18 protein-coding genes are annotated in these 22,437 nt (G+C 58.7%); 8 read left to right on the forward strand and 10 right to left on the reverse strand.

Annotated elements, in window-relative coordinates; genetic code table 11:
* Nucleotides 1–2: 2 nt before the first annotated feature.
* The 4 genes from ACLM45_RS08080 to ACLM45_RS08095 all read right to left on the reverse strand — a co-directional run bounded on the left by ACLM45_RS08080 (nucleotide 3) and on the right by ACLM45_RS08095 (nucleotide 4,229).
* Nucleotides 3–1,820 carry an ABC transporter ATP-binding protein gene (locus tag ACLM45_RS08080; RefSeq protein WP_006042437.1) on the reverse strand — a complete coding sequence of 606 codons (1,818 nt, stop codon included), beginning with the start codon at nucleotides 1,818–1,820 and terminating at the stop codon, nucleotides 3–5.
* A gap of 81 nt (nucleotides 1,821–1,901) precedes the next feature.
* Nucleotides 1,902–2,993, reverse strand: a complete 1,092-nt coding sequence (locus ACLM45_RS08085) for a glycosyltransferase (RefSeq protein ID WP_232198981.1) — start codon at nucleotides 2,991–2,993, stop codon at nucleotides 1,902–1,904.
* A complete protein-coding gene (locus tag ACLM45_RS08090) occupies nucleotides 2,990–3,703 on the reverse strand; it encodes a heme oxygenase (biliverdin-producing) (protein WP_006042439.1) in 714 nt (237 codons plus the stop codon). Before ACLM45_RS08090 ends, ACLM45_RS08085 begins: the two co-directional genes overlap by 4 nt.
* Nucleotides 3,704–3,776: 73 nt before the next feature.
* Nucleotides 3,777–4,229, reverse strand: a complete 453-nt coding sequence (locus tag ACLM45_RS08095) for a hypothetical protein (RefSeq protein WP_006042440.1) — start codon at nucleotides 4,227–4,229, stop codon at nucleotides 3,777–3,779.
* Between the two features lie 71 nt (nucleotides 4,230–4,300).
* Here ACLM45_RS08095 and ACLM45_RS08100 point away from each other — a divergent pair, with 71 nt between their 5' ends.
* Complete coding sequence (locus tag ACLM45_RS08100; RefSeq protein WP_415408713.1) at nucleotides 4,301–5,605, forward strand: ChbG/HpnK family deacetylase; 1,305 nt, start codon at nucleotides 4,301–4,303, stop codon at nucleotides 5,603–5,605.
* Here the strand turns inward: ACLM45_RS08100 and ACLM45_RS08105 are convergent.
* On the reverse strand, nucleotides 5,580–6,515 hold the full coding sequence (locus ACLM45_RS08105; protein ID WP_415408714.1) for a glycosyltransferase family 2 protein: 936 nt from the start codon (nucleotides 6,513–6,515) through the stop codon (nucleotides 5,580–5,582). The genes ACLM45_RS08100 and ACLM45_RS08105 overlap by 26 nt on opposite strands.
* 415 nt (nucleotides 6,516–6,930) lie before the next feature.
* On the opposite strand from ACLM45_RS08105, the gene ACLM45_RS08110 reads away from it, so the two are divergent.
* The 4 genes from ACLM45_RS08110 to ACLM45_RS08125 all read left to right on the forward strand — a co-directional run bounded on the left by ACLM45_RS08110 (nucleotide 6,931) and on the right by ACLM45_RS08125 (nucleotide 12,481).
* Nucleotides 6,931–7,668, forward strand: coding sequence for a hypothetical protein (locus ACLM45_RS08110; protein WP_415408715.1), 738 nt, complete (start codon nucleotides 6,931–6,933; stop codon nucleotides 7,666–7,668).
* Between the two features lie 191 nt (nucleotides 7,669–7,859).
* On the forward strand, nucleotides 7,860–9,284 hold the full coding sequence (locus tag ACLM45_RS08115) for an NADP-dependent isocitrate dehydrogenase (RefSeq protein WP_415408716.1): 1,425 nt from the start codon (nucleotides 7,860–7,862) through the stop codon (nucleotides 9,282–9,284).
* Between the two features lie 225 nt (nucleotides 9,285–9,509).
* Nucleotides 9,510–11,171 carry a hypothetical protein gene (locus ACLM45_RS08120; protein ID WP_415408717.1) on the forward strand — a complete coding sequence of 554 codons (1,662 nt, stop codon included), beginning with the start codon at nucleotides 9,510–9,512 and terminating at the stop codon, nucleotides 11,169–11,171.
* On the forward strand, nucleotides 11,168–12,481 hold the full coding sequence (locus tag ACLM45_RS08125) for a (Fe-S)-binding protein (protein ID WP_415408718.1): 1,314 nt from the start codon (nucleotides 11,168–11,170) through the stop codon (nucleotides 12,479–12,481). The genes ACLM45_RS08120 and ACLM45_RS08125 overlap by 4 nt, the downstream gene beginning before the upstream one ends.
* Nucleotides 12,482–12,502: 21 nt before the next feature.
* Here the strand turns inward: ACLM45_RS08125 and ACLM45_RS08130 are convergent, their stop codons facing one another.
* Nucleotides 12,503–13,906 (reverse strand): four-carbon acid sugar kinase family protein, encoded by a 1,404-nt coding sequence (locus tag ACLM45_RS08130; RefSeq protein ID WP_415408719.1) that lies wholly within the window; start codon nucleotides 13,904–13,906, stop codon nucleotides 12,503–12,505.
* On the opposite strand from ACLM45_RS08130, the gene ACLM45_RS08135 reads away from it, so the two are divergent.
* Nucleotides 13,905–15,158 (forward strand): FAD-binding oxidoreductase, encoded by a 1,254-nt coding sequence (locus ACLM45_RS08135; protein ID WP_415408720.1) that lies wholly within the window; start codon nucleotides 13,905–13,907, stop codon nucleotides 15,156–15,158. The genes ACLM45_RS08130 and ACLM45_RS08135 overlap by 2 nt on opposite strands.
* Here the strand turns inward: ACLM45_RS08135 and ACLM45_RS08140 are convergent.
* The 3 genes from ACLM45_RS08140 to ACLM45_RS08150 all read right to left on the reverse strand — a co-directional run bounded on the left by ACLM45_RS08140 (nucleotide 15,083) and on the right by ACLM45_RS08150 (nucleotide 18,045).
* Nucleotides 15,083–16,057: a hypothetical protein gene (locus ACLM45_RS08140; protein ID WP_415408721.1), complete on the reverse strand. Its 975-nt coding sequence runs from the start codon at nucleotides 16,055–16,057 to the stop codon at nucleotides 15,083–15,085. The two genes, ACLM45_RS08135 and ACLM45_RS08140, sit on opposite strands and share 76 nt — an antisense overlap.
* A 152-nt stretch (nucleotides 16,058–16,209) precedes the next feature.
* Nucleotides 16,210–17,076: a galactose mutarotase gene (locus tag ACLM45_RS08145; RefSeq protein ID WP_415408722.1), complete on the reverse strand. Its 867-nt coding sequence runs from the start codon at nucleotides 17,074–17,076 to the stop codon at nucleotides 16,210–16,212.
* Between the two features lie 36 nt (nucleotides 17,077–17,112).
* Entirely contained in the window at nucleotides 17,113–18,045 is a 933-nt protein-coding gene (locus ACLM45_RS08150; RefSeq protein WP_415408723.1) for an alpha/beta fold hydrolase, read from the reverse strand.
* Nucleotides 18,046–18,116: 71 nt separating this feature from the next.
* Here ACLM45_RS08150 and ACLM45_RS08155 point away from each other — a divergent pair, with 71 nt between their 5' ends.
* Nucleotides 18,117–18,422: a hypothetical protein gene (locus tag ACLM45_RS08155; protein ID WP_415408724.1), complete on the forward strand. Its 306-nt coding sequence runs from the start codon at nucleotides 18,117–18,119 to the stop codon at nucleotides 18,420–18,422.
* Here the strand turns inward: ACLM45_RS08155 and ACLM45_RS08160 are convergent.
* Complete coding sequence (locus ACLM45_RS08160) at nucleotides 18,419–19,813, reverse strand: cation:proton antiporter (RefSeq protein WP_415408725.1); 1,395 nt, start codon at nucleotides 19,811–19,813, stop codon at nucleotides 18,419–18,421. The genes ACLM45_RS08155 and ACLM45_RS08160 overlap by 4 nt on opposite strands.
* A 172-nt stretch (nucleotides 19,814–19,985) precedes the next feature.
* Here ACLM45_RS08160 and ACLM45_RS08165 point away from each other — a divergent pair, with 172 nt between their 5' ends.
* Nucleotides 19,986–22,421 (forward strand): phosphoketolase, encoded by a 2,436-nt coding sequence (locus ACLM45_RS08165; protein WP_415408726.1) that lies wholly within the window; start codon nucleotides 19,986–19,988, stop codon nucleotides 22,419–22,421.
* Nucleotides 22,422–22,437 lie beyond the last annotated feature (16 nt).

Here is a 22,437-nt window from a genome sequence, read left to right on the forward strand (position 1 = left end):
TTTCAGACCACATCCAGCATCGTCATTTCACGAAAACTAGGTGATGTGCGTGTCAACGTTTCAAAATCACCGGAAGCGATGATTCGCCCTTGATCCACCTGGTAAATCCGGTCACATTTTTTGACGGTGGACAGACGATGAGCAATGACCACCATCGTGCAGCGGCGACCGATCAGATCAAGAGCCTGCATCACGTCATGCTCGGTCTTGTTATCAAGTGCGCTGGTGGCTTCATCAAGAACCATCAGCTTGGCGCGTCGGTAAAAAGCTCTGGCAAGTGATAGACGCTGCCGCTGACCGCCAGACAGCTTCATGCCATTTTCACCACACATAGTGAACAGGCCGTAGGGCATCTGAGCAACAAATTCGGAGAATTGTGCCGCTTCCAATGCAGCCCAAACCTGTTCATCATCAATGGCATCGGGTTGCTCACAGAACGCAACGTTTTCGCGCACGCTCGCGTCGAGCAGACGAATGTTCTGGGGCACGAATGCACAATTGGCCTGCCATGCGGGCATCTCCTCATCAGACACTGGAACGCCATCCAGAAGAAGTTCTCCGGTGGTGGGTGTGTAGAGACCAAGCAGCACGTGAGCCAGGGTCGTCTTGCCGCTGCCGGTTTTCCCAACAAAGGCGATGCGCGATCCCACCGGGATCGAGAGATGAATACCTTCCAGAACCGGGCGCTCGCTCCCGAAGTAATTGAAGCTGACGTCATTGAGCTCAATCAGACGCCTGGGCATCACTCCATCCGGAGAGGGCACCCCGGGATCACCGAGCGAATATCGCTGGGGACGCATGCGCAACAACTCAATGGCGTCTTTGACTTCGGGAAGACCGCCTCTGAGCTTATTGATACTGCGGAATACAGACTGGAGTGGACCAGAAATCCGCAGCAGCACCACAAGGATTGTAGCGAGTTCCGGCAGAGCGTCACGAAGCCGGTCACCGTCTCCGGTGACGATTGCGGGAGCGAGTCCAACCGCGAACAGGATAGTGATGCCCGCAGGTTCGATCACGAAGCGCGGCACATTGGGAAGCAGGCTCGAGAGCCTGTCATTGCGCTTGGCCTGCACTCCTTCACGGGAGAAGCGATCAACAAAAAATCGATGCGAGGAATACATCTGCACATCACGCATCGATTTCAACGACTCTGAGAAAATGACATGAAGCCTTCGGGAATATCGATTTTTCTGACGAACGGCTAACCGCAAATAGGGGGTAATAATCTTTGAGGAGAGAGCATAAGCCGCCAGCAACAAAGTAAAAATCAGCAGGGATGAACTACCGAGAACAAAAATCACACCCACGATCAACGCCAACACGGAAAGCAAATTTCCTGCGATTGCAATCATGGGAGTGATCACAGCGCCGGTCACCCTGCTGAGGATGCGATTGAAGCGCTCTGACAACACTGATGTGCGCTTATGCATGAAAAACTCATAGCGCTGCAGCATTAAATTGTTATAGACCTTGTTAACAAGATCAGACCAGATCTCAGCCGTTAGGAGAGATTCGAGCAAAGCAACGCCAAAGCGGATTCCCGAAGCGAACCAGTACGCCGTGATCAGCAGAACCACGATCCAGCCAGCCTGATCGAGAAGCCCCCCGCCGAAAAAACGGATACCGGGAATCTGATCCCCAAGCTTCGCGCCCGCCAAGAGACCAACGAGACGAGCCAGGAGTCCGACCAAAAGAATGTCGACGATCCCCTGAAACAGAGACGCCAGCAACACCACAGCTAAAAACCGCAGGCGTCTGGACGACAATTCCTGGAGCAACAGCTTCAGTTCATTCCAGGTCTGGCTCTTGAAGGGCATGAACGAAGGTGCCGAAGACTCTGCCCGTATGGCAGATGCCTGTTCTTGCAGAGCTTTATTAAAGACCGGGAGCCGGTCTGATCAGCTCGGCCGCAGCCAGCCGGGCAACCGATTGACCACCTTGCTTCGCAGCCGATCCCCACGCTGGCCCCAGCGCAGACGTCGGGTGGATGGACTGGTCAGAGATGCCGCAGGATCCAGGCCGAGGGCTTGGCGCTCGGCAAGAGCGTCCAACTGGCTGAGCGTGGCTCGCCAACGCTCCAGCCAACGGGCTTCAGTGACGTTCTCCAGCACAACGGCGAGGGACGAAGCATCGGGCCCCCAGCTCTCCGGATCAACGGCAGCGGCACTGATGCGCAGGAGATCGTTGTCTAGAGACCCCTGACCGATCTGATGAGCGGTGACCCCAGGGGTGAGGCTGTCAGCCAACGCATGATTGAAACTGCTGAACACTACGCAGCCACAAGCCAGGGCTTCCAACGGCGGCAGGCCAAAACCCTCGCTCACCCCGCGGCCTCGCCAATACTCAGCCGAGTCGTAGAGAACCACGCCAGCACTGTTGAACAAGCCAACAAGATCATCAACCCAGCCGCTTTGCACCTCCACCGTCAACCCCCGTGCACGCAGGGCAGGAACCAGCCGGTTGAGGACGTAAGGACTGCTTTTGCGCTTCTGCACCAGCACATCGATCGGGCGCCTGGATCGAACAGCTCCTAGCCCGATCGGACGCGCTCCACGTTCCAACCACTGGGGCTCAAGGGCATTGGGAACAAGAAAGAGGGGATTGCGAGGCGCCCGATCACCCCAGTAGCCAAGGGTATTGCGGCTGACGGCGACCACCGGGACTGCCGGCGGAAGACCAAAGCCATACCCGCTGCTGTGTGCCTGATAGACCGCAGGGCGTCCGCGGAGCTTTCTCAACAACCCAGGAACATCAAATCCCCAGCTCACCACCCAGAGACTGTCACCCGGTGCAGCCTCGCGCTTCAGTAGATCATCGAAGAAAGCGTGATCGTTCTCTCTCTCCCGGTAGGTCACCACTTCTGTCGGACGAAGGCCCGCCAGCAACCGGGCGGTCTGCAGGGCAACGCTCAATCCGCCGCAACGAAATCGGGCCCCGGTGCCTGGAACCAGAACCCGAATGCGTAGCAAAGAAGCGGCGGATGGAATCAAGCAGCCACAGCCTCGGTGCTGCCGGCGCGTTGACGGCGGGTGAGAAAGCCGAAGAGCACCTTGCCAATGGCAGCCACCAGATTGCCTTCAAGCTCTTGGAACATCTTCATGTTGAGGTGGAAGGCATGGTTGGCCTCCTCCACCATGCGATCAGCCGTGGGCTGGTCAATCGGAAGCTGATCCATCGCAGCTCGATAGGTGGTTTTGAAGGCCTTTTCGTCGGCGATCGAAGGGAAGGAATAGAAGTGCAATCCATCGTTCTCACCCAGGTTCATGGCCTTCTGGGCAATGTTCTTGAGGATCTGGCCACCGGAAAGGTCACCGAGATAACGGGTGTAGTGGTGGCCGACCAGCAGCTCAGGAGACTCCTTAGCAACCTGGCGGATGCGTTCCACATAGACCTGAGCAGCAGGGGTTGCCTTGATCTGCTGAAGCCAATCTGCTCCGTAGTAATAAGCAAGGTCCTGCTCAAGTGCCTCACGGCGGTTCAGTTCAGCAAAGGCGATCGGAGCGATCACCGGATGATCGGCGAGACGCGCCATTTCTTCTTCCATGGCGGCATAGACGAAATAAAGATCAGCCACCAGCGTGCGGTAGCTGCCCTTGTCCACCACACCTTTCAGGAAGCAGCTCACAAACCCGGTGTTTTCGGCCATGGTGTGGGACTTTTTCGTGCCTTCACGGAGCTGGGAGGCGAGAGCGACGGGCATAGGGAAAGCGTCTGTTCAGTGCTTGCAACCATAAAAGCGATGTCCGAAAACACGGCTGGAGGGTTGCGAAGGGTTACGCCGCGGTGTCGGATGCAGCCGAATCGGCAAAGAGAGCGAAGAGATCACGACAAACCTGCTGCAACTGGAGCACCTGCTCACGCTGAGGCAGATGGGACCCTTCCGGCCTCCAGTCGCCCATGGTGGCCATGCGCCAGCGTTCACCATCGAAGGTCATGCCACGCATCAGCACACCGAGCAGCTCAGGGGAGGTGTGAGCCCCACCCCTAGCCGTGCGTTTCAAGCGCAGCTGTAAGAGGAGGCTCCGGCATTGCAACCGAGGACTCCAGCCAGGGAAATGAAAAGACAGATCCAAAGTCTCGTCTTCCTGCCAACGACGGGTCTGGGGGTCATCTCTCCAAGGGCTGAGGTTGGCTCGAGCGGCAGGAAAGTGCTGCTTCACAAGCGTGACCGCCGAGGCCAGGGCCTGGACCAGCGCCACGCTGTCAACGGCGTCTGCTGCGTTCACTGGCCTCCGATCACTGTGCTTAGGGTGAATGGTGATCAGTGCTGACGCCAGAAGCCGTTACGGTTGCGACCATGATCTTGAGGACTCTCAGCACTCGGCTCAGCCTGTACAGCCTGGTGGGCGTCGGAGCCGCTGCTGTTCACGCCGGTGTGCTTCTGAGCCTGGGGCTTGTCATGCCCTGGTGGATCGCCAATCCACTGGCCTTCCTTGCCGCTTCCCTGGCGAGCTATTTGGGCCATGCCCACGTCACGTTCCGCCCTGAAACAGGGGGTCAGCAGTTCGCCCGGCGCTGGTTCGCTCTGCAGTACGCCGTCAACCTCACCGTCAGCAGCGTTCTTCCGCTGGCCTTACCAGGCTGGCTTCCCACCTCGGCCGAGGTCGTCGTTCTGGTTTTCACTCCCACACTGCTGAATGCCCTGATCTGGTCACAGGCCGCACAGTTCAGCCTGCGTCGACGTACGAATCGCACTTCACCTCCACGCCGGCATGCCGATGATCTCGGCTTGAGCCACGCCACCAATCAGGCCATCCTCACGCTGGCAGAGGAAGGACTACTGGAGGGAACCAGCCTGCTGGTCAATGGTCCAGTCGCAACTGAAGGGGCAAAAGCCTGGAGCGTGCTGGCGGCAGACCGACCGACACTGCAACTCTGCCTGCATCTTTGTCTCACAGAGGGGCCGTCGAGTGCTCCGCCCGATCTCATTCCTGATCTGGTGGATCACCAAGGACATCTGCATCGGTCCTTTGGACACTGGCTGCTCCTGTCACTGCTGCCGCCTCGACATCCCAGGCGGGCAAGGCTTGTCGAACAGTTGGGACTCGAAATTGACGCGCAGGTCAGACAATTTCAAGCCATGCGAGGCGAGGGGCTCATCGCACTGGACGGCCATCAGCACATCCATCTGGTTCCTGTGGTGCTCGATGCCGTGCTCGCCCGTTCCAGCAGGTTTGGCATCACTTGGCTGCGAAGCACGGATGAACCTCTGCCCACTGGACTTCCACTGAGATGCTGGTTGCAATCCTGCCGCGACGCAGGGCTGATCAAATGGCTTGTTCTTCAGTTGTTGAGCCGCCGCGCCAGGGGAGCCTTCCGGCAGCACGGAATCACCAGCAACGGAGGGTTCGCCGGAGTCTTGTTCACAGGACGGATGACCGGTGCTCCGCTTCGGGCTGCCTGGAGTGAGCTCGCCAGCCTGCGCTCCCCAGACCACTGCACCCCCTCGCTTCTGCTGGCCCACCCTGGAGCCCCACTGGAACAAAACATCGCCCAGGAGGGGTTCACGGTTTCACAGCCATTTGCAGCGTCTCCCTGGAGGCAAAAGGAATGGCGTGCTCTTCAAGCGCTCAGCGTCACGCCTGATGAATGCTGCGGATGAAGTAATGGGGTCTGGCCTTGGCCTCCACATAAATCCGCCCGATGTAATCACCCAGCACACCGATCCCGATCAACTGAATGCCACCAAGGAACAGCATGGCCACCATCAAGGAAGCGTACCCGGGCACATCTCTGCCCACAAGAACCGTCCGCAGCGCAATCACCAAGGCATAGAAAAGACTGAAACTCGACACGAGAACACCAAGGCCTGTCCACACCTTCAAGGGAAGAACAGAGAAAGAGAAAATCCCGTCGAAGGCGTAACTGAAGAGCTTGAGCGGGCTCCACGACGTGGTGCCACCCGCCCTGGTCACCCGCTGATAAGGAAGCTCCGCGCTGCGATATCCCGTCCAAGGCAGTAGCCCTTTGGAAAAGCGGCTCGACTCCCGCAGTTGGGTGAATGCCTCCACCACCTGAGCATCAAGCAAACGGAAATCCCCAGCCCCCTCCTGCAGCTGGATGGAATCCACAACTTTGTTGAACACCCGGTAAAACCAAGAAGCGCTCAACACCTTCAGTCGCGATTCCTGGTCGCGGTCATCGCGCACGGCGGTGACGACTTCAGCCCCTGCACGCCACTCCATCACCATCGCTTCAATTAATTCCGGTGGATGCTGCAGATCGGAATCGATCAGCACCACCGCAGCGCACCGGCCATTGGCGTAGTCCAGCCCGGCCAGCATCGCCGCCTCCTTGCCGAAGTTACGGGTGAGCTCCAGGAGGGTCACGGCCTGATCGGGATGGCTTAGCTGCCATGTGCGGATGGCTGCCACCGTGGCATCGGAGGAGCCGTCATCAACGAGGATCAGACGGTTCACCGCCGGCAAATCCATAACCCGGTCCATAAAGGCACTGATCACCTCGGCTTCGTTGAAGCAAGCCGCTACAACCCAGAGCTGCTCACTTGACATAACCAGAATGGAACAAGTACGACATCATGATCGACAATAGAATAGAGGTGATTTGTTTTTTACGCCTCCTCAACAATTAGAATCCAATTGCATTGGACTTTATGTCAAAAATATAACCAGCATATCCAGCGGAGTTCCGCGATTATTTAGCCAGATGAAACCCGCAAAATGAATCCACCAAGAAGATCACCATTGACCAGAAGTGCAATGCATGTTAGTATTATAAAAAATTTATTGTATGTTTTACGGAACACATTTTCCTAAAACCGGGGGCACCAGTCTTTTATCAGCTTTCAGACAAATTCACGGACCCGAAAAGATACTTTCAATAGGGCGTGGATCTTACAATTTAAAAAATTTACCATTAATCAAATTACTATACGAAACTAATTCAAATATCAATAATTTTCAATTCGTGTCTGGACATCACAATAATTTTTCGACATTAAGTTTTTGGGAGCAACCAGAATCAGTTCTTCCAACTACGTTTTTATTAAATAGAGATCCTCTAGAAACTTTTTGGTCTTCCTTCTACCAGTCCACAATAGAAGGGAAACAAACGATTAGCCCAGAAGAACACCTAGAAAGACGAGGCCACTCTCCAAGCGCTACGTGGCATGAAAAAAAATACGCACCACTCACTGGTGACAAGAAACAGGCAACCTGGGAAGAGATTTTCAAGGCAACAAAATACCTAATTTTTACAAAAAATATATCGACTCAAATACCATTAATTCACCCCGATATCAAAGAAATACTACAGAACCCCAGAAGAGTTAGAAAAAATATCACTAAAGACTTTCAGCCACATCCACTACAAGAAAATGATGACTTCAATCGGAAAGTAAAAGAGCATCTATCTAGAGACTATGAGTTTATCAGACAGCAACAGATACACACCGCAGAAGGCGACCTACCCTCCTGCACTCTCTACGAAGAGTCTTATTTAAAAGACTCACTGATTAACATGCAAAAAAGGCTTCCAAAGAGCATAGTAGCATCAAAATATGCCTCAAACTTCGAAACCAACTTGATAAAGAAAATTCAATCAATTGAAGACTCAAAAGCTAAAAAAATGTTTGAAAAAATAGATCAAATCTTTGAAAGTATTAACGCTTCCGTACCAGAAAGATTACTGGAACTTATTCGTTAATTTTTTTTGCAGACGACAATCTCACAAGCTTGCACTAACACTTTTCAACTGCCATCTTTAAATCCCACTATTTTACATCCAGCAATAAAAAATCTTTAGCTTTATTTATCGCCAAAATTTTTCTCGGCAATAAATTGCCGAATAGCCGATCAACGCCAGAGAGCTAGATTCACGATAATTGTTTTCACTTCATGGCCCAGTTCGAGAAGCTCACTGCCCCCAGCCAGGGCACGCCGATCCGCTTCGAGAACGGCCAACCCGTGGTGGCCGACAACCCGATCATCCCTTTCATCCGGGGCGATGGCACCGGCGTGGACATCTGGCCCGCCACCCAGAAGGTGCTGGATGCAGCCGTGGCCAAGGCTTACGGCGGAACCAAAACCATTGAATGGTTCAAGGTCTACGCCGGTGATGAAGCCTGCGAGCTCTACGGCACCTATCAGTACCTGCCCGAAGACACCCTTGAAGCAATCCGCAGCTACGGCGTGGCCATCAAAGGCCCCCTCACCACACCGGTAGGCGGCGGCATTCGTTCACTGAACGTGGCCCTTCGCCAGATCTTTGATCTCTATTCCTGCGTTCGCCCTTGCCGGTATTATGAAGGCACACCCAGCCCCCACAAACGTCCCCAAGATCTGGACGTGATCGTGTATCGGGAGAACACTGAAGACATTTATATGGGCGTGGAATGGGAAGCCGATGACGCCGTCGGCCAGGAGCTGCGGAGGCACCTCAATGAGGTCGTGATCCCCGCCAACGGAAAGTTGGGCAAACGCCAGATCCCAGAAGGCTCCGGCATTGGCATCAAGCCGGTGAGCAAGCATGGCAGCCAACGCCACATCCGCAAGGCGATTCAGCACGCCCTGCGCCTGGAGGGCAACAAGCGCCACGTGACTCTGGTGCACAAGGGCAACATCATGAAGTTCACCGAAGGCGCCTTTCGCGACTGGGGCTATGAATTGGCCACGACTGAATTCCGCGACGTCTGCATCACGGAGCGCGAGAGCTGGATCCTCGGCAACCTCGAGACGGATTCAGCCCTGAGCGTGCAGGCCAACGCCCGCATGATCGAGCCCGGCTACGACAGCCTCACCCCCGAGAAAAAGGCTGACATTGATACGGAAGTGCAGGCCGTGATCGATGCCATCGGTTCCAGCCATGGCGGCGGCAAATGGAAAGAGATGGTGCTGGTCGACGACCGCATCGCCGACAGCATCTTCCAGCAGATCCAGACCCGGCCTCAGGAGTATTCGATCCTGGCCACCCTCAACCTCAATGGCGACTACATCTCCGATGCTGCGGCCGCGATGGTGGGCGGTCTGGGCATGGCCCCCGGCGCCAACATCGGCGAAACCGCCGCGATCTTTGAAGCCACCCACGGCACGGCCCCGAAACACGCAGGACTTGATCGCATCAACCCCGGGTCTGTGATTCTGAGCGGCGTGATGATGCTGGAGTTCCTGGGCTGGCAAGAGGCTGCTGACCTGGTGACCCAAGGTCTGAGTGCAGCGATTGCCGACAAGCAGGTCACCTATGACCTCGCTCGCTTGATGGAACCGAAGGTGGATCCGGTGAGCTGCAGCGGCTTCGCCGAAGCGATTATCGAGCGGTTCTAAGCAAGGCCAGGGATCTTGAACGGGCGAGAGAAACATTGGCTGTTGCGTCTGGCGACGGCATGGATCGCCCTGAGCGCAGCCGGGATTGGCTTGTGGGTGTGGGTTCGGCAGCGTCCTCAAGCACTCCCCCCTCCAGATTCCAAGTCAGGCCAAGATCTCCTACTCGGTTACCAGGAGATCACACACAACATCTGGCTGATCGCTCTTGCCCTGGTCATCATTTGCTTGGCCCAGCGTATTTATGTCAATCGCAAGCGCGAGACGCTGAGATCCGAGCACCAATCCAAACAGCCCATCGAATCGCTGCTGCGTTTCATCAAAAAGAATCCAATTGCAAGTGCACTCTTCATCGCTTACGGCGTCGCGATGATGTCCGGCATTACTTACCTGCACAAAGACATGCTCGGCTGGTATCCAGAGCTCATCAAAGGACACTTTCTCGATAACTTTTCAATCCGACAATCCTTCGTTAGCGAAACAATGCGACGAACCGATTATCGCTTTTTCCCACTCGCCCACCAGGACCTTCACATTCTCAGCTGGTTCACCATCCACATCAAAACCTGGATCCTGGTGAGCGTGGCCGAACTGATCAGCATCGTTTTATTGAGCATCAAGTTCCTCAACGACTTGACATCAAGCAAGCTCGCAAAACAGTCGACCATCCTCTTGCTGACACTCCTCTTTTTAATCCACCCATCAACAGGAACCGCCTTCTTTCATGTGATCTACTGCGAGCGGCTGTTGTGCCTTGTTTTCATGCTTTATGTCACCACCTATGCATTCTATCGAAAAACATCACATGCATCTTACTTTTACCTCACTTTTCTTTGGGCACTGCTTGGCATTTACATCAAAGACATTGCCGTCATTCTCTTCATCACACCGGCTGCGTCTCTATGGATAGCGGACTCGATCACAAACCAATCAAAAGACAAGCCAAATCATCGCCTTGAACATTGGCTTTGCAGCCTGAGCCTTGTCTTTATCACAAGCTATATCTTTTTAGCGCTGATCCCCAGCAGCTTTGCCGGAGGGAGTGCTTACAACAACAACGCTCCAGGAGGGTTAGTTCTCGACATTCGCTGCTATATCTTTAGCGCTGTCGCCCTGACCAGGGCTGGAGCAATCCTCAGGCGGCGCCTCACATTCACGATCCTGGACTCCATCAACATCACCGCTTTTGCCTACGCCTCCGCATTAGCTCTCACCTATGCGTTCGACGCCAACAGCTATTTGGCATTACCGGTTCAATTGATCGCAACAATCAACATCGGCTGGGCATGGATGCAACTTATTGAACCCAAGCAGCGACGCCACCATCAACAAAGCGTCAAGATCATGGCGGCGGCAGCATCAGCAAGCTTGATCATCGGAGCCGATCACACACTGATGGACAAAACCTTCGCCAAAACGATCGCCGAACAGAAATTCGACCAGGCTTCCACACAAGCAACCTACGAAAAGCTCGATCGGATTTGCAAAAAAGTCCGCGAGTCAGGGGCCAACGTACATCTCATCATCAGCCAGGATTCATCGCTTTCAGCCAAACGCCACCTCAATCGCATTCACTACAGATCCCTGATCGAATACGAGCCAGTCAGCAAGGCGTTCATCGTTAAAGACGGAGCCAACAAAGGCATGCGTTACACACCTGCGCCCGGAGATCTCATTGCCAATGTCGACAAAAACATCAATGTCTTGAATCCAATCCTGAACGGACTAGAAACTGAGCTCATCTACCGACACAATCCGAGCGAACGCAGCGGAATGATTCTCAGGATCACAGGCATCAAGCAGATGGATCACGATCAGTCATCACTGAACGACAGAGTCCCAGACAGTTCCGACAGCATCGGTTCTGCTGCAATCACAATGGACCCATGAGCTCGCCGCCCGGTCCTACGCCTCAAACGCAGAGCTTTGCCGGCCTTCCGGAGGGTGCAACCGACCCCTGCGTGCACTGTGGCTTCTGCCTGCCCACCTGCGCCAGCTACCGGGTGCTGGGCACAGAGATGGATTCCCCCCGTGGCCGCATCCACAGCCTCAAGGCGATTGAAGCGGGTGAGCTCGAGCTCGATGCCACCGTGGCCTCCCATTTCGACAGTTGCCTGGGGTGCTTCGCCTGTGTGAGTGCCTGCCCCTCCGGCGTGCGCTACGACCAGCTGATCGAAGCAACCCGGCCGAAACTGAACACAGCGGAGCTGCGCAGCCCCTGGCAACAGACCTTCCGGCAGCTCCTACTGGCAGTACTGCCCTATCCCAGCCGCCTACGGGCTTTGCTCACCCCCCTGCGGGCCTATGCGGGAGGTCCGCTGCAGATCCTGGTCAGGCGAAGCGGTCTCACCCGCCTACTCGGGCCTCAACTCGAAGCCATGGAAGCGCTGCTGCCGCCGCTGGCGCCGGAAGGCTTCGCCGATCGCTTCCCGCTGTTAACACCCGCCAGAGGCGAACGGCGCGGCCGGGTGGGCCTGCTGTTGGGCTGCGTGCAACGCTGCTTTGACCCCCAGGTGAATGCAGCCACCCTGGCCGTTCTTAAGGCCAATGGCTTCGAGGTGGTGATCCCCGCCGACCAAGGCTGCTGTGGTGCGGTCAGTCATCACCAGGGACAGATGGAGCAGACCCGCTCCCTGGCCAGCAATCTGGTGCGCAGCTTCGAGGAAGCCGCAGGAGCTGAGGGCCTCGACGCCCTGCTGGTGGCTGCATCCGGCTGCGGCCACACGATGAAGGCCTATGGCGAACTCCTCAGTGACGAGCAAAGCAGCTTTTCCTGCCCCGTGCTCGACGTGCATGAATTTCTGGCAGAACGAGGCCTGTCGGAACCATTCCGCGCCTCCCTGCAACCCCTACCGATCATCGTGGCGTATCACGATGCTTGCCACATGATTCACGGGCAGGGCATCAGCAGCGAGCCGCGAGCGTTGCTACGCATGATCCCCGAACTGCAGCTGCGTGAGGCCACGGAAGCTGGTGTGTGCTGCGGCAGTGCCGGGATTTACAACCTGGTGCAGCCGCAGGAAGCGGCCGAACTGGGACAACTCAAGGTGGAGGATCTGAGCCGCACCGGGGCCAGCGTGATCGCCAGCGCCAACATCGGCTGCACCCTGCAACTGCGTCGCCATCTGCAACAGGACGGACCGAAGGTGCTGCATCCGATGGAGCTGCTGGCCCGCGCCGCCGACCTGACCATCGCTTGAAAGACCTAGGCCGCTGTTGACTCAGCCTGACTCCATCAGCCGCCAAGCCTCCGCCAAGGTGCTTGCATCCCCCAGGTTCCCAGGGAAGGTCACGATCGGCAGCCCATCCCAAGGCAACCCTCGAGGCACCAAAGGACGCACCAGTGACAGGCCCGGCAGCAACTGCCCTTCGAGCTGCACGGCCTCCAGGTCCAGCCCCTCAGCCAGCAGGGTGCCGGTGGTGATGCCGCCTTTGCTGATCACGTAGCCCAGCTGAGGTGCCAGTGCCGCCACCAGCCTGGCTGTGAGCTGGGCCAGCTCCAAGCCGAACTGCAGGCGCCGCCTCTGGGAGGAAGCACCGTCGCCGAATGTGAGCTCTCCGCGGCTGGTGAACAGCACCGGTGTGCGCCTCCTGGCCAGACATGACTGCAGATGCTCCCCCCACTCGCACTCGAGATCAGCCAGCAGCAGGTCGGGCGTCCCTCCCTCCAGCACCCGCGCAATCCGCGCCACCGGCAGTTCCAGGCCGGCACAACGGTCATCCGTTAGCAGCTCCGCCAATTGCACATCGGCCAAGGGCACATGGGAGCCCACCAGCACTAATCCGGGCAAGGCCACCCCCATTGAATCCCGACGACGCAGGCTGGTCAGACCTGCTGCAGAGAGGGGTTGGGGCCCTAATGGAGTCTTGCCAGCGTTCACCAGACCATTGATCAGACTCGCGGCGGCGCGAAACAGAAAGCGCTTGCGCCCCTGCAACCGGTGCACAGCAACCCCGAGGGCATCGAGTTGCGCCGGACACTCGGCATCCACCACCACCGGCGCATTGCCCCGCAAAGCCAACAGCCAGTCCAGCAGCGCTTCTCCGCCCTCAGGGACCTCGTCGACCGCACGATCGAGCAGGTCTCGTCCCAGGCGCAGCACCGAGTGCGCCGGAATTGTTCCAGCACTCTTTTCTTCAAGCCAGGCATCGAGAGCACTGGTGCTGAAGCCGAAGCTTCGGTCCCTGGCAAAGGCCGTGGTGTGCACCGGTTCGCCGTGCAGCAGATGCACCCCATCCACGGTGGTGCGCCCCCCAGGCAGAAAGGCCGGCACATGCAAGGTGGCATCCACAGGCCCAAAACGAGCTTCCAGCTCCTCGGCGAGAACAGCCGGTTCGAGCACACCGTGGCCGCGCAACGTGGAATCGCCCCGACTCACCAGCAGGAGTTCGGACTCGGGGATGGCCTCGGCCTCCAAAGCCTGTTGGAGTGCATCCACGATCTCCCGGTTGCGCTGAGCGGCTTCCTCGGGGGGGAGCGCACGGGTGTTGGCCAGCACAAACAGAAGCGATGAACGATGGCGCAGGCCCCGGCGCAGACTGTCCACTTCCCAGCGCAGCAACAACGGACAGCTGTGCACCGTCTGGGACCCGGTGGGATCGTCGTCGATCACGACAATGGTCATGGCACGATCATCTCGCGCGTTCAGTCCCACCATCACTGAGGCCTTCTCCGAGACGCTGCTGCAGCCGCACAGCGAAGCTGAGCTGAGCGCGCTCGTGCGCGACCTGCATGGCAGTGGCCGTCCCTGGACGCCGGCAGGGCTGGGAAGTCGCCTGCACTGGGGACCGCCGCTTCAGCAGGCAGGCCCAGCCGTGAGCACCCGCCGATTCAACCGGATCATCGACCACGCCGTGGATGACCTCACCATCACCGTGGAGGCCGGGCTGCCCCTGGCCGATCTGCAGAACGCCCTGGCCGAACACCATCAGTGGCTACCGGTGGACTGGCCCTGGGGCACCGCGACGGAGCTCGGGACCAGCGCCGGCACAGTGGGAGGGCTGGTGGCCCGAGGGCTCTCCGGCAGCCTGCGCCAGCGGCATCTGGGGGTGCGTGATCAACTGATCGGCATCGGCCTGATGCGCAGTGATGGCGTTGCTGCCAAGGCCGGCGGGCGGGTCGTGAAAAACGTGGCCGGCTACGACCTGATGCGGCTGCTCTGCGGCAGCTGGGGCAGCTTGGCCCTGATCACCGAAGTCACCCTGCGGGTGCAGCCCATCCGCAAGGCCCGTCGCCTGCTGCTGGTGCGCGGAGAGCCGTCCAGTCTGGAGCCCCTGCGCCAGGCGGTGATCCGCGGCGGTTTCACCCCAGACTGGATCAACTGGGAAACGACACCCGACCGGGGCTGCACCCTCAGGCTGGGGGTGGCCAGCATCAGTGATGCCGCCGTTGACGCACAGCTGAGTCAAATCGAAGCCCTGGCCGATGACCTGCGACTGAAGACGGAACGGCAAGCATGGAGCCATCCACTCCCAGCCCCAATCCCTCAAGCGTCAGACCCAGCCTGGTTGCTACGCCTGAGCCTGCCGCCGGCACGCGGTATCGACCTGCTGAACGACGAAACCTTCCAGCGATTGCAAGGCTGGAGCTGTCAACTGGCCGCAGGAACAGGCAGCGGCGATGCCTGGCAGGCACAGGGCCCGGCAACTCCCACCTATGCGATTGCAGCTTTGCGCCGACAGGTGGTGGGCCTGGGAGGTGAGGTCACGGTGCTGACTCAACCGTCAGAACCGGACAACAAGGAGGCGCTGGACGCCTGGTTGGATGCTCCCTCCAGGCCCCTGATCGAAGCGGTGAAGCGTCAGTTCGACCCCAGGCTGCAACTGGCCCGGGGCCGACTGCCTGGGGTCGCTTCCTGGGTAGTCGCAAGTGATTGAAGGTGGAGCTCTCTGTAAGCAATGGTGATCACCTTGGCGTACTTCGCTAGATCAAAGCTGTGGCCTTGAATCTGAGGATGTTCATACTCGCGGTCTTGATAGGCATCAGAAGACCACCAACGCGGATCTTGCTTGAAATCTGCAGCATCCTGCTCTGACATCCAAGCAGTCAGAGCCTGACTGCTGGTTTTTGTTTGCGTGAGGATCTGCTGAATCAGTTCCCTGTTGATCACCCATGGAGCCCGTCGAAAAGCAGTCGAATGGTCATTCAGTGCACGAAGGATTGAAAAATCGATTCCAGAAGCATGCGGCCCCGGACGCAGTTCAGGGAAAGCCTGGTAAAGCCTTAGAACAACCGCAGGAAGCGAGGAATTGGCAACACTGCCAACAGAAGCAAACGCCGTCGCCTCCAACCCACACAGCATTGCGAGGTCCGTGAGAAGGGTGGGCTTGAGGAGCAACACTCGTAGATCAACTTTAGGGAATCGCTCCTTCACGATGTTCAGTTTGTAATGCCATTGAAGTGATTTCAACATCACTGGAAACCAGCGCTCAAAGTTGGGCTCCGATTGCCAGGCACCCCATTGCCACCATGCGGAGTTGATCCATTCCACCGGAGGACGGACCACCACAATCATCGTGGTCTTAATCGGAGAGCAGACCTCAATCAGGTCGTTGATCTCCTCACAAAACCCTGGGAGAGAAAAAGCTTGTGCCCAGCCCTCATTCGAGAGAAACAGAGACGCGCCTGACTGCTCCTTGAAGAATCGGGAGGCCTGTTTTTTTGAACGTTGTGGACGACAGACAAGGATTTCAGCTGCGGCACTTGATGTGTAACCAAACGCGTTTCTTTGGGCCCGCTCCTTGACGAGCTCGGGACTCAGAACCCTTCCCTTCATGATCGCAATGTAACGAAGGGGATCACCGTCTTTGTCCACATGCTCTGGACAAAGAGAAAACGCTGACTGAATCGAACTGCTACCGCACTTAGGAAGGCCAAGATGAAGAAAAAGATTCTTGACCCTCATTCGCTCAGCGCAGGAAATGGCACTTAATCACAATCGCTCACCAGATAGCGGCAGGTGAGTGTGGTGCTCTGGCCGGCGCTCAGTTCCAGCTTGCGATCGCCACTGACCAACGATTGCCGCGGCCCCGTCCAGGGTTCAAGGCACACCATCGGGCGAGGGGGCTCGGTCCAGACCACCGTGAGGTCCATGGGTTCATGGTGCTGCAGCTGCAGACGGGTGCCAGCCGCTTTGTCAACCAGAGTCACCGGTCCGGACGGACGGGTGAGGAAGTCCACGCCATCGGGCAGACGACCCAACTGTGAGGCCGTCTCAGCGTCCGCCATCTCAAGGTGATTGATGCAGCGGGGGGCGAGACCCTCGAGCTGGGTCTGGGCCAGATCGGTCACGTTGAAGTAGGGGTGCAAGCCGAAGCTGAAGGGCATGGCCTCGCCACCGGCCTCGGAGGTATTGGAAACCGTGGTCACAATCTCCAGAGCGGACGCAACAGGGCGAATCTCCATCTGCACCTGGAAGGCGAAGGGATAAGCCGCCCGAGTTTCGGCCGTGTCAACGAGGCAGAGCCGCACACCGCTCTGATCCTCGAGCAGTTCGACCGTCCAAGGGAGATTGCGGGCAAAGCCATGCTGCTTGAGGGTGTAGGTGCCGCTAGCCAGGGGCAGGCTGTCGTTCGGCAGGTTGCCGCAGATGGGAAACAGCACGGGAATGCCGCCGCGGATGCTCTTGGCAGGATCGGAGTAGCGCTCCTGATCGAAGTAGAGCACTTCGCGCCCATTGCAGAGCCATTCGCTCACCAGACCACCGCGCTCGGGCACGACTCTCAGGCGATCACCGCTGCTTGGATGCACATATTCCCAGTGGGCGTAGGGAGCGGACTGCTGGCGGAAGGTCATAGCCACAGGACTTGGACACCCAAGATTGGCCGGAAATTACCGGGCTGGCTGCGAATCCGAGGTGTTCCTGCCAACACGCGCGTCCAACCAGTCCAGCAAGGCCCGGTTCACCTGATCGGGAACCTCATCGTGGGGGCAGTGGCCGGCGTCGAGCACCACTTCGGTGGTGTTCTCGGGAGCATGGCGCTGAAAGCTGGATCGCCTTCCAGCTGCATTGATCCAGGGATCGTGGATCCCCCAAAGCAGCAGCAACGGCGCCCGCAGATGGGCAAACAGCTCATCCAGGGGTTGACCGCTCGGGATATCAAACACAGTGCGGAACACGCCGAAGGCTCCCGGGTCCAGCGACGGACGTCGGATCGACTCCACGAGCTGGTCATCGACATTCGTCTTGTCGATGTACACCTGCCGCAGCGTGCGACGGATGGTGGCGGGCCTTCGCAGGTTCTCAAACAGCAACCGCTGCAGCACCGGGCTTTTGAGCAGAGCGCTGCCGATGGTGCGCCGGCTGATGGCTCCCCACCCCCCTGGGCTGGCGGATTGTTCATCACTGAAGGGACCCGCAGCATTGAGCAGCACCACCCCAGCCGCTTGTGTCCCAAGAGCAGCACCTGCGGCCAAGGCAGCGAATCCACCCAAGGAATTGCCGGCAATCACCGTGGGACGGCCAATCCGTTCCTGCACGTAGGCCACCAGCTGATCGCGCCAGAGGGCACCGCCATAGCTGAGTTCCGCGGGCTTGGCGCTGCGGCCGAAGCCGAGGAGATCCACGGCGTGCACTTCATGGGTCTGAGCGAGCGCGGGGATGTTGTGACGCCAGTGATCGGTGGAGGCACCGAAACCGTGCACGAGCAACACGGCAGGGCGCTCGAGCACTTGTTGGTCCTGGTCCGGCGTCGGGCCGGCGCACAGACCGTGCACGGCATGGCCCTGGAACCGCCACCACGCTGCCTGGTCGTTGCTCACCACACCCGAATCAATGGCCCGCGATGCTAGGCATCCCGTTCCTTCGGTGGTCCGACCGGGCTGCCAGCACCGCGATGTTCGACGACAGCGTCAGCCCCTTGCTTCAAGGCGCCACCCTCAGCGGAGGACTGTTTTGGGCGTTAGCCCTGTACCTGCCCCTGAGCGGCCCTCTGAGCCGCTTCGAAGCAAGTCTGGAAGGCGGCCCATTGCCTGAACCCTGGCGTCAGGCCGCTCTGGTGATCAGCAGTCTGCTGCTGGCGCTCGCAGTGGGCCTGGTGATGCAGCTGATCCTGGGGTGGGCCCTCGGACCAGGCTGGGCGTCCAGCCTGGCCCTGATCAGCATCGGTTGGGGATTGTTTCTGAGCCTGGCCCGGCGTTAGAGCAGGCCCACCGGATCGGCGGCCACCTCATCGCTGACGCTGTCACCGTCGTCAGGCTTGTTGCCTCCAATCACAAGACGCAGCAGCACAGGCGCCAGGAAGGTGGTGCCGATCACCATCAGCAGGATCGCGGCTTCCAGCGAGGGGGAGAGCAGCTTGGCGCTGGTGCCGAGGCCAAGGAAGATCAGGCCCACTTCCCCTCGGGGCATCATCCCCAGACCCACCACCAGGCGGCGGGTGGGCTGCTTGCTGACGAACGCCCAACCTGCGGCGATCTTGCCGATGATTGCCACCACGAGCAGGAAGCCTGCCACCACCAGCGCCGTGCGGCTGGAGGGATCGGAAGGATTGATCACCGAAAGATCCATGCCCGCGCCGACCAGCACAAAGAAGATCGTGGCGAACAGGGTCACGATCGGCAACACCGCCTGCTGAATGGCGTGGTTGTGCTTGGAGCTGCTGAGGATCAGGCCGGCAGCGAAGGCACCCAAGGCAGCTTCGAGACCGATGGCGGTCGCGGTGAAGCAGCTCAGGGCCAGGATCACGAAGGAGCCCACGAGCACTTCACCCGGTGCCTTGAGCTTGTCGATCATCCAATCGAATGCGGGCGCTGCGCTGCGGCTGAGGCCGATGGCCGCCACCACAAAGACAGCGGCAGCAACCACCAGTTTCACAATCGGACCAATTTCCAGGCTGCCGCCGGAGGCCAGCGCCACCACCACCGCCAGGATCACGATGCCGAGAATGTCATCAAGCACGGCAGCACCGATCACGATCTGGCCTTCCCGAGTTTTGAGGAAGCCGAGCTCACCGAACACGCTGGCCGTGATGCCGATGCTGGTGGCCGTCATCGACGCTCCCGCGAAGATCGCCGGTATCGCATCCACGTGAAAGATGGCCATCAGGCCCCAGGTGCCCAGCGCGAAGGGAAGCACCACACCGGCCACAGCCACGGTGAAAGCCTGGGCACCAACGGCGATCAGTTCCTCGAGTTCGCTCTCCAGACCCGTCAGGAACAACAGGGCGTAAAGCCCAAGCTCCGCCACCGATTCCAGCGAAGGAAAACTCTCGTTGTAAATGTCCGGCACGGCCTCCGGGGGGACATTGACCAAGCCGCTCACCAGGCTGATCACCCCGTTGCTGAGCTCCACCTGCGTTTCCGGCGGCACCAGCAGGTGCAGGCCGGAGGCGCCGATCAGCACCCCGGCCAACAGTTCCCCGAGAATGGTGGGCAGCTGAAGCCGCACCAGCACTTCAGCAAGAACGCGTGCTGCAACAAAGATCAAGGCGAAACGGGCCACCCCAATCAGGGTTTCGGCCATTTCGAGGTCGTGGGCGGAGATCTCCGCCAGCAGGGGAGTGAGCAGGGGCGGCATCGCTGCAGCGAGCATCGGAGTCGTATAGGCCTCTTCCGCGGACCTTATCCGTAAACGGGTTTTTTCACTGCATGAATGCACGCAGACAACCTGTGGACTGGGCCACGATGCGGATGTGCGGTTCTTAACGAGCGCATTCGGTTGAGCTGGCTACCTTCCGCGTACGCAGTGCACTGACGGGTTCCGCATGACGTTCACGACCAACCTGTCCCCCTCGGCCGCCTCAGAGGTTCAGGCGCCAAGTGACGAAGAACTGCAGTGCCTTGACGCCTATTGGCGTACCGCGAACTACCTCGCGGTGGGGATGATTTATCTGCAGGACAACCCCCTGCTGCGGGAGCCGCTGCAGCCGGAGCACATCAAGAACCGACTGCTTGGCCACTGGGGCTCCAGCCCGGGCCAGGCCTTCATCTGGACCCACGCCAACCGGCTGATCAACACCTACGACCTGGACATGATCTACATGTCCGGTCCTGGCCATGGGGCCCCTGGCGCCCGCGGGCCGGTGTACATCGACGGCAGCTACACCGAGCGCTATCCCGATAAGTCGCTGGATGAAGACGGCCTGAAGAAGTTCTTCAAGATGTTTTCCTTCCCAGGACACATCGGCAGCCACTGCACTGCGGAGATGCCCGGTTCGATTCACGAGGGTGGTGAACTCGGCTACGTGCTCTCCCATGCGGCTGGATCGGTATTCGACAACCCGGAGCTGATCACGGTCGCCTGCGTGGGTGATGGCGAAGCGGAGACCGGGCCTCTGGCCACCAGCTGGCACATCAACAAATTCATCAACCCGATCAAAGACGGTGCCGTGCTGCCAGTGCTGCACCTCAACGGCTACAAGATCGCCAACCCCACGATCCTCAGCCGCATCGATCACGACGAGCTGGAAAGCCTGTTCCGCGGGCTGGGCTGGACGCCGATCTTCGTGGAAGGCTCCGATCCAATGGAGATGCACCGCAAGATGGCCGTGGCCATGGAGCAGGCCGTGCTCGAAATTCGGGCGATCCAGGAGCAGGCCCGCGGCAGTGGTGAAGCCTTCCGCCCCCGCTGGCCGATGGTCGTGCTGCGCTCCCCCAAGGGATGGACCGGTCCGCAGGAACTTGATGGCAAGAAGATCGAAAACTTCTGGCGCGCTCACCAGGTGCCGATCGGTGATGTGAAAACCAACCCAGATCACCTGCAGCTGCTGGAGGACTGGATGAAGAGCTACCGCCCCTGGGAGCTCTTTGATGACAACGGTGCCGTGCGTGAGGAGATCCGGGCGTTATCCCCCAAGGGTGATCGCCGCATGGGCTCCAATCCCCACACCAACGGTGGGGTGTTGCGCAAAGATCTGCGCTTCCCGGAGCTGCGCAACTACGAAGTCCCGGTCGAGAGCCCCGGTACCACCGAAAAGGAGAACACTTACCCCCTTGGTGAACTGATCCGCGATCTGATCAACCACAACCCCGGTGCCTATCGCCTCTTTGGCCCAGACGAAACGGCATCCAACCGCCTCCAGGCCATTTATGAGACGACCAAGAAGGTCTGGATGGCGAATTTCCTGCCCGAAGACCTCAACGGCAGCGAATTAGCCCGCGACGGCGCCGTGGTGGAGATGCTCTCTGAGCACACCCTGGTGGGGATGATGGATGGCTATCTGCTCACCGGCAGGAACGCTTTCTTCCACACCTACGAGGCCTTCGCCCACGTCGTGGCCTCGATGTACAACCAGCACTGCAAGTGGCTGGAGCACTGCGAAGAGATCCCCTGGAGAGCGCCGATCGGTCCTTGGAACTGCTTGATCTCGTCCACTGTGTGGCGGCAGGATCACAACGGCTTCACCCACCAGGATCCTGGTTTCATCGACCTGGCGGGGAACAAGAAGGGAAGCATCACCCGGGTGTTTCTGCCGGCTGACGCCAACAGTCTGCTGGCGGTGTCTGAAAAGGCCCTCACCGAAACGAATGTGGCCAACATCATTGTGTCGGACAAGCAGAAGCACCTGCAGTACCTCACCCTTGACGAGGCTCGCCGCCACGTCGCCAAAGGCGCCGGCATCTGGGAGTGGGCCTGCAACGACAACTGCGGTGTTGATCCTGATGAACCCGATGTGGTGCTGGCCTCCGCTGGAGACATCCCCACCAAGGAATGCCTCGCAGCGATCGAAATTCTGCGTTCACAAACTCCCCATCTCAAGATCCGCTACGTGAACGTGGTGAAGCTGTTCTCCCTGGGTAACCCCAAAGACCATCCCCATGGCCTCAGCGACAGGGACTTCGAAAGCCTGTTCACTCCAGACAAACCGGTGATTTTCAACTTCCACGGCTATCCCTGGCTGATCCACCGCCTCACCTACAACCGCCCGAACCACAGCAACTTCCACGTGCGTGGTTACAAGGAGCAGGGCAACATCAACACCCCGCTCGAACTGGCCATCTGCAACCAGATCGATCGCTTCAACCTGGTGATCGATGTAATCGACCGGGTGGAGTCGCTCGGATCCAGGGCCGCCCACGTGAAAGAGCAGATGAAAGACGAGATCCACAAGCACCGCGCTTACGCCCATGAGCACGGCACCGATGCACCTGAGATCAACAACTGGCGCTGGAGCCTGGGCCGCAGCTCCTGTGCTGTCTGAACCACAGCGCTGATCC

The sequence above is a fragment of the Synechococcus sp. A10-1-5-9 genome, assembly GCF_047716785.1.
In the GTDB taxonomy this organism is placed as follows: Bacteria; Cyanobacteriota; Cyanobacteriia; order PCC-6307; family Cyanobiaceae; genus Synechococcus_C.